The organism is Streptomyces sp. 13-12-16 (assembly GCF_002114215.1).
GTDB lineage: Bacteria > Actinomycetota > Actinomycetes > Streptomycetales > Streptomycetaceae > Streptomyces.
Genome location: NZ_NCTE01000339.1, coordinates 1 through 2,468 on the forward strand (window position 1 = coordinate 1; position 2,468 = coordinate 2,468).

Sequence of the window (2,468 nt, forward strand, 5' to 3'; positions counted from 1 at the left end):
CGCCGCCCGCCCGGTCGGGGCAGGTCCCCCGCCGGCGGGCGAGGGCCGCTCGGCTCGAACGTCGTATCCGGCAGAGGACTTACGGCTCGGGGCCCCGGGCGGCGGGCACCGGCCAGGTGTGCGGCCCTTCGGGGTCGTCCAGCCAGGCGCGGTCGCCCTCGGCGTCGACGGTGAGGCCGTAGCGTTCGCGCCGCGGCCGGCCCTCGCGCTCCCAGAGGCCGTACGCCTCCAGCGGGGCGAGGGCGCCGCCGGTCAGTGCCAGCAGGAACCGGAACAGATCGCTTCCCCGGGCCGTGGCCGGCAGCCCCTCCGGATCGGGCTGCTCCTGCCACGAGCGGCTCGCGCCGCGCATCGGGACGAAGTAGGCGGGCGTGTGCAGGAAGCACCCCTCGGCGTGCCCGGCGTCGCGCACGGTGAGCGCGACCAGGCCGGTGGCGAACGGGGCGAGGATCCGGCCGCCCGGACGGCACTGGGCGAGCCAGGCCCGCGGGACGGACGACAGGGCGCAGGTCGCGATGATCCGGTCGAAGGGGGCGCGTGCGGGCACCCCGCGCGCGCCGTCGCCGGTGACGACGGCCGGACGGTGTCCGGCGGCGTCCAGGTGCCGGGTGGCCGACTCGGTGATGTCCGGGTCGAGGTCGACCGTGGTGACCAGGTCGTCGTCGCCGAGCCGGTGGGCGAGCAGGGCGGCGTTGTACCCGCTGCCGGTGCCGATCTCCAGGACGCTCTGCCCCTCCCGGACCTCCAGGCCGGCCAGCATCAGCGCCATGAGGGAGGGCTGGCTGCTGGAGGAGAGCAGCTCGCCGTCGCGCAGCCGGATCGCCAGCGGGGTGTCCTCGTACGCGCCGCGCAGCCACCGCTCGCGCGCCTCGGGGTCGGGGTTCTCGCCCCACCGGCGTTCGTAGCCGCCGACGACGCCCACGTAGTAGTACGGCACGAACAGGTGGCGCGGTACGGCGGCGAACGCCTCCCGCCACACCGGGTCGGCGTCGAAGGCCCCGCTCGCACCGATCTCCCGCACGAGCGCGGCCCGCAACCCGCGGTCCCGTCCACCCATGTCTCCACAGTAGGGCGGTCCTAGGCCTCAAGTCCTATGCCGGCGCGTCTGAGACCATGGACGGCGTGACAGAGATTCGGCGCGGCACGCTTCAGGAGCAGACCTTCTACGAGCAGGTCGGCGGGGAAGAGACCTTCCGCCGGCTCGTCCACCGTTTCTACGTGGGGGTGGCCGACGATCCGCTGCTGCGGCCCATGTATCCCGAGGAGGACCTGGGCCCGGCCGAGGAGCGGCTCGTGCTGTTCCTCATGCAGTACTGGGGCGGTCCGACCACCTACAGCGAGAACCGCGGCCACCCGCGGCTGCGGATGCGCCACGTCCCGTTCAAGGTGGACCGGGCGGCACACGACGCGTGGCTGAAGCACATGCGCGACGCCGTCGACGAACTGGGCCTGCCCGAGGAACACGAACAGACGTTGTGGAAGTACATGACGTACGCGGCGGCGTCGATGATCAACTCACCGGACTGACGATCCGGCCCCTCCGGGGGAGTCCGAGGAGCGGGGTCCGGGGCGGCGTCCCGGACCGGGACGGGAAGGGGCGGCGGGGGCGAAGGAACCCCTCCCCCTTCCGATCGCATTCCGGTCCCCCGACCCCGATTTCCGATCACGATCCGATCAATCCCACCCCCTGAACGGTTACCTCCGCCCCACCCCCTCTGACAACATCACCCGGAGGTCCGGACGACCACGGGGGGTTGCGGTGCCATCCGCAGGGGACTCGGCGAAATTCGCACTCGCCCGCGCACACGCGCACAAGCCCCTCCTCGCAGCCGCCCTCCTCACCGTCCTCCTCACCACGGCCGTCCTCGCCACCCTCACCGCCTACTCCACCGCCATCGGCGACGCGTCCCTGCGCCACGCCCTGGCGGCCCCCCGCGACGCCGCCGACACCACGCTCGTCGTCAAGGCCGAGACCGTCCCGGCGGCGAGCCGCACCGCCGCCGACACCGCCGTGCGCGAAGGGACCCGCAAGGCCTTCGACGGCCTGCCGGTGACGCTGCGCACCCTCGTCCGCTCCGGCCCGTACGCCCTCCCCGGCTCCCTCCGCCCTCCGGACGAACGCGCGAAGACGGACGAACCCGACCTCACGCACTTCGCCGCACTGGACCGCACCCAGGTGCGGATCGCCGAGGGCCGGATGCCCGCGGAGGCCACCGGTGCGGAGATCGAGGCCGCCCTCCCGGAGACCGCCGCCCGCGCCCTCGCCCTGGAGCCGGGCGCCCGCCTCACCCTGGACAACCGGCTCGACGGACCGCCGGCGACGATCCGGATCACCGGCCTGTACCGGCCCGTGGACACCGCCGCTCCCTACTGGCGACTGGACGACCTGAACGGCCGCGGGATCGTCAAGGGACACTTCACGACGTACGGTCCCCTGCTCGCCGACCCCACCCTGTTCACCGGGGACG

At 73.7% G+C, this 2,468-nt stretch carries 2 protein-coding genes and 1 pseudogene; 2 read left to right on the forward strand and 1 reads right to left on the reverse strand.

What is annotated here, in order from left to right; all coding sequences use genetic code 11:
- Positions 1-79: 79 nt before the first annotated feature.
- Positions 80-1,057: a methyltransferase domain-containing protein gene (locus B7767_RS14320; protein WP_085572525.1), complete on the reverse strand. Its 978-nt coding sequence runs from the start codon at positions 1,055-1,057 to the stop codon at positions 80-82.
- 56 nt (positions 1,058-1,113) lie between these two features.
- Here B7767_RS14320 and B7767_RS14325 point away from each other — a divergent pair, with 56 nt between their 5' ends.
- Together B7767_RS14325 and B7767_RS14330 are read left to right on the forward strand one after the other, a co-directional pair.
- Positions 1,114-1,527 carry a globin gene (locus B7767_RS14325; protein WP_073931836.1) on the forward strand — a complete coding sequence of 138 codons (414 nt, stop codon included), beginning with the start codon at positions 1,114-1,116 and terminating at the stop codon, positions 1,525-1,527.
- Between the two features lie 232 nt (positions 1,528-1,759).
- Positions 1,760-2,468: pseudogene (locus B7767_RS14330) on the forward strand (ABC transporter permease); the annotation flags it as partial.